This is a genomic window from Mucilaginibacter sp. (assembly GCF_036383575.1).
Classification (GTDB): Bacteria; Bacteroidota; Bacteroidia; order Sphingobacteriales; family Sphingobacteriaceae; genus Mucilaginibacter.
The window spans coordinates 1-5,392 of sequence record NZ_DASVOB010000028.1 but is presented as its reverse complement, the minus strand read 5'-3'; the positions used below and the strand labels follow the sequence as shown (position 1 = coordinate 5,392).

Genomic DNA, 5,392 nt, shown 5'->3' with positions numbered 1-5,392 from the left:
CCCGGCAAACAAACAACAAGTTATTAAATAACTATCTTTAAAAAAAAGAACCTGTATAGCGTATACAGGATTAACAGAATCTTGTATAGTTAGAATAGGATTTACTCTCAAATCTGTATAGCTATTTCAGGACGGGTCATTATACAAAAAGGGGGTTAACACAATTTCTGTATAAAAAGCACATAAATTGTTGGTTGTTAATTGTATAGGTAAATGTTAACCCTGAATTGTGTTAACCCTGTTAACCCCCTTTTGTTAGTGGATTCAATTCAACCCAAAACTACTACACTAAGTCAGAAGTCAGAGAATCAAATAGCGTTTAATGACAATGGGAAAAAAAAACAGCCCGAAGCAAATGCTCCGGGCTGTAGGTGTGATAAAGCAGTAGGTATTAAGCTTTTTTAAAAATGCTTGATATATAGCCAACTTCGGCACGCTCAGGTGCCCGGTCGATATAGATCTGCCGGTCCTGTGGTGCCCAGGTCCCCAAGCCGTCAACATAGCGGTTAAACATGCAAAAAGCAGCAGCGATCAATACGGTATCGTGGATCTCTTTATCATCAGCACCTTCTGCACGTGCCGCTTCAATTTGTTCGGTGGTTACATGTTTGCCGCCTTTTTGTACACTGCCGGCAATGGCTAAGAGTGCTTTGATCTTTTGTGATAGATCGGTCGCAGAAAAATTTGCTTTGATAGCATCTATCTCATCAATATTGCAGCCAAGATAATGCCCGGCTACAGCACCGTGTACATTCTGGCAAAAGAAACAATCGTTAAGGTAGGATACATAGGTAGCTATCAGTTCCCGTTCGCCGCGCGATAAGGAATTGTTATCATCACGAAGCAATTGCTCGGCAAGGGCGTTTAATGGGGCTTCTGTTTCCGGGCTGTAAAACATGAGGCCACGGATGCCGGGCAAATCGTTATTTAATTCAATATGTGCCATAATATCGGGTTTTAAATTAATGTTGTGGTTGAGGTAATACATAACCTTTTGCCATGCGTTTGCCCATTTCGGCATAAGCTTCCGGATCGGTAGGGGTAAGGCTTGCAAGCCCATCTACATAACGGTTAAACATGCTGAAGGCAGCGGCTATCAATACAGCATCGTGGATCTCGCGGTCGGTAGCGCCCTCTGCACGTGCGGCGTCAACGTCTTCTTGTTTTACCTCTTTGCCCAGGATCTGCACCTTGCCAGCAATATTTAACAATGCTTTCAGTTTGGCACTGATAGGCGCTTCGGTCATGTCGCGTAGTACTTCGTCAACAATAAGGGCGTCATCCTCATACAGGCAACGGGCGGCGGCAGCGTGGCTGCTGTAGCAAAATGTACAGTTGTTGCGGTATGATACATAAGTGGCTATCAGCTCACGGTCGGCCGGGCTAAGCGTTGATTCTCCGCGTAATAATACTTCGGCCAGTTCATACAAATACTGACCGGTTTCGGGCCTGAACATTACCAGCGAACGGATGCCCGGAACGCCTTCGGGTACATTGATGTGTGCCATATTTTTTTAATTTTGAGTTTTTGAATTAGTGAATTAGTGATTTTTTATTTTTCTTTTTTAAGCTTTCAGCTTTTCGCTTTTTCGTGGCCAAATATTACCACCAGCAAGCCAACGATAAATACCAGCGAAAAGATGATCAGTGCGTTGCCGTATCCGCCTAATGTTGATACCAGCACACCTACAAACAATACTGCTGTGGCTGTAAATATGCGCCCGATGTTGAAGCAAAAACCTGTTGCTGTTGCCCTGATGCCAGTTGAAAATAATTGCGGAATATAGGCTGATAATACGCCCTGGCTTGCGCCAAAGAATAAGGCCAGTATGATGATTTCAACATAAACTGCTGCACTGAATGTAGTGTTGGTTTTAAACAGGATGAACGACATACCCGCGCAAACTGCAAAACAGATCACCATAGAACGCCTGATGGATAACAGGTTAACCAGCCAGCCCGAAAAGAAACCACCGGTTAAACCACCCATACCCATACACATCATGCTCAGGCCGCGTTCTTTGGCAGCATCATGGTCGGTAATTAAACTTTGTACCCAGGTAGGCAGCCATGAAAATATTGCCCATAAGCCTATCAGCATGGTGCCAAAGGTTAATGAACCTACAATAAGCTCGCGACGATGGTTTTTAGAAAGCAGCTTGTTTAACGGGTTTTCGCGGTTAGCGATATCATTGCGATAATTGAGCCAGTTTTCAGATTCATTTAAAACCAGCGCACCTATCAAGGCCAGGGTAAGGGGAATTACCCCAACTAAAAAGCCCGACCGCCATGATGATACAATGAGGTTGATGAGCCCGGCAGAGAATATACCTACCGGAAAGGCAATAGAAAGAATGCCTATGATCACCGCCTTGCTTTTGGCAGGCCAAACTTCGCTCACCAGGGTTATGGAGGTTACCAAAACACCTCCTACGCCAAAACCGCTGAAGAAGCGGCAAAGCAGTACACCCCACCAGGTTGGCATCAACCCGGTTAAAATGGTGAATACGCCGTAACTGCCAATAGCCAGCAGCAAGGTTTTTTTACGGCCCATTTTATCGCTGATAACGCCCCAGGTAAAGCCGCCAAAGGCCCATCCAAAAATGAAGATGGCGTTGATATACCCGCTGATGGCGTTGATCTCATCGGCAGGCACAGTTCCCTGCAAGTCTTTTACCACAACGGGCAGGTAAACCGACATCAATGTTGACACGGAGCCACCCAAAGCGGTACTAAAAAAACAGATCGCAAACAGCACCACCTTATAGGTAGCGCTGAGGCTTGTTTGAGGTTTTGCAACCTGACCATCAATTGTTAAAGTGCTCATGTTGTTTATTTTAAAAGGTCATCAAATACTATTGATACATAATAAATGGCGCCAATAGCCGGCGAGCCGTATGATTGATATACTTTATTGTTGAATATATTGCTGCCCCCCAACTTGATAGTTGACTGGAGCTTTGGCAGTTTTTTGCTAAACTGAAGGTCAACTAAAGAGTAGGCGTCTACACGACCCGGACGGGTGCCGTTAAAAGTTCCGTACCAGTCATAAGCACTTTGCCAGTGCCATGCCGCGTTAAAACCAAAATCATTGATCACATTGCTGTTACCAAATGTTGCGTTTGTGCTCCATTTTGGTGTGTTGAATGCTGCAATATTGTTTGGGTTAGCATTACGAAGGTTAAACACCGATAAGGTAGCGTTACCACCCACAGCGTAACCGCCATTGAGCAGGTAAGTTAAACCAGCACTTGCTCCCTGGGAAGATACTTTATCAGGGGCGTTGGTATACAACTGGAACGCGTGCACTTTGCCGTTAGGGATATCCGTTGCAGAGGCTGTGGTCACCTGTCCATCAGAACCAAGGATCGGGTTGCTTGGCTGGATCACAACCGTGTTTAGGATAAAGTTGTTGTAGCTGCTGTGATAGTAGTTCAGGTCGATCAGCAATTTATCCATGATCAGGCCTTTGTAACCCAACTCAAATGCTTTTTGCTGTTCTGGCTTGATATAGGCAACACTTGCTTTTTGAAGCAGGCCTTTATTTTGTTCAATAGCTTGAGGGAAAGGTGTGCCGCTTTGTACGGCTTTGCCAAACGCTGCGCCAAAAGCACTTACCGATGATGAGGTGAAAGAGTTTTCATAAACATTTAAGCCTTTGCTATTATTAGGCGCACCACCCAAAATGGTGATAGGCCCGACGTTAAGGTGGATGAACTGATCAACCGGGGTTGGGTTCCTGAAACCGGTTTGGTATGATGCCCTGAAGTTTGATGTTTTATCAACGGTATACACTGCCGAAAAACGAGGGGTGAAGCTTCCTTTAAAGTTTTCGTTTTTATCATAACGGATAGAAGCCGTTAGTTTCAGGTTATCATCAAACAGTTTTTTTGCTGCCTGTACAAAGGAACCGTATTCTTTAATGGTTACGCGTTTGTCTTTATCATCAAACAAGCTGCCATTGGTAAACATCCGGTAATCGCGGAAACTGCCGCCGGCCAAAAGCTCAAATACCTTTATAGCGCTGGTGAAATCGTACTGGCCTTCTGCATGATAAAACTTACTATTACTGAAAACGCCTGCACCGCTCAAACCGTAGTTGTGGATAGATGCATTCTTGGCGTTGTTAAATTCAGCTGTGCCCGGTAAAAAACGACCCTGGTCGGCAAAGGTCCTTGCAGCGGAATTACTATTGGGGGTAACGCCGCTTACTGTGCCGTTAAATGCCGCGGCATAACGGGTAAACCAGGTGTCATCGGCTTTATCCGGTGTAACGGTGTTGCCGTTCAGGTCTTTCACCCAGTCGCGGTTAATGAATTGTGCCAGTGAACGGGTATTGTATGAATCGTGAGAGTTTTCTTCAACCGAATAACCACGGATAAAGAAGTTGCTGCCTTTTAACTCAACCCTGTGTGTTTGTAAAACAAAGTTATTGAGGTCGAAACGGCTGCTGCCGGTATAGCTTGCAGTACCGCGACCATAGTTGTACTGGTAAATTGCTTCCAGGTTATTGCTGAAACGGTATTGTAAAGCGCCGTTCAGTTTAAGGCTGTAAACGTTGTAGTTCATCAGGTCTTTTTCTTCATAGCCTGTCCTTGAAACCAGACCTATGCCGGGTAGTGTTTTGGAAACCTCGTCGCCATAAATATTCAGCGCGTCGCGGCCGGGATTATTGGGCCCGCGTTGTGCCGCAGGAGTTGAGGCACTTACATCGGTATAATTATCGGCATACCAATCGCGGCCGGTGAGGTATGAAGCATTGATCTTAAATGCGAATTTATCATTGAACGCCTTAGCGTAACGGGCAGCAAAATCATATAAGCCCTGTGGTTTTACAACTGATTCGCCAAAGTGGTTAAGGCCGCTTTTTACCTGCAGGGTTAAGCCCTGGTATTTGAACGGGTCTTTCGTTTTTAGCGAAAGCAAGCCGTTAAATGCAACCGGACCATACAATGCCGAAGCAGCTCCCGGGATAACTTCCACACTTTCGATATCAATGTCCGAAGCACCGAAAAGGTTACCTACCGAAAAGTTTAAGCCCGGTGTTTGATTATCAACGCCATCAACCAGTTGTAAAAAACGGCTGTTACCAGTGCTGTTAAAGCCGCGGGTATTGATCTGTTTGTAAGTTAAACTGCTGGTAACCGATTCAATGCCTTTTACACTTTGTAAGCCATCATAAAAAGTAAATGAAGGGTTATCCTTAATAGCCTTAAGGCTCATTTTTTCGATACTTACCGGCGATTGTAAGATGCTTTGGTTAATACGGGTGGCCGATGATACAACCTCGTTAAGTACAATTGCCTTTTGTGTTAGTTTAACGCTAATGTTATTGTTGGCAGATGTTACCTGGCTTTCCTGCACTTCAAAGCCTACGGCAGATATAACAATA

The 5,392-nt window shown here is 44.9% G+C and carries 4 protein-coding genes; all 4 read right to left on the bottom strand.

All coding sequences use genetic code 11. From position 1 onward, the window contains the following. Positions 1–391: 391 nt before the first annotated feature. The gene (locus tag VF500_RS00940) at positions 392–946 is read right to left on the bottom strand and encodes a peroxidase-related enzyme (RefSeq protein ID WP_330857876.1); all 555 of its coding nucleotides are present in this window, start codon (positions 944–946) and stop codon (positions 392–394) included. Positions 947–962: 16 nt separating this feature from the next. Next, on the bottom strand, positions 963–1,508 hold the full coding sequence (locus VF500_RS00935; RefSeq protein WP_330857875.1) for a peroxidase-related enzyme: 546 nt from the start codon (positions 1,506–1,508) through the stop codon (positions 963–965). 65 nt (positions 1,509–1,573) lie between these two features. Then, a complete protein-coding gene (locus VF500_RS00930) occupies positions 1,574–2,827 on the bottom strand; it encodes an MFS transporter (protein WP_330857874.1) in 1,254 nt (417 codons plus the stop codon). Positions 2,828–2,832: 5 nt separating this feature from the next. Then, a partial coding sequence (locus VF500_RS00925) for a TonB-dependent receptor (protein ID WP_330857873.1) occupies positions 2,833–5,392 on the bottom strand: 2,560 nt, incomplete at its 5' end.

Excerpts from the sequence above, each read along its gene's own strand:
- VF500_RS00940 (WP_330857876.1), bottom strand. The coding sequence starts at position 946 with ATGGCACATATTGAATTAAATAACGATTTGCCCGGCATCCGTGGCCTC.
- VF500_RS00935 (WP_330857875.1), bottom strand. The coding sequence starts at position 1,508 with ATGGCACACATCAATGTACCCGAAGGCGTTCCGGGCATCCGTTCGCTG.
- VF500_RS00930 (WP_330857874.1), bottom strand. The coding sequence starts at position 2,827 with ATGAGCACTTTAACAATTGATGGTCAGGTTGCAAAACCTCAAACAAGC.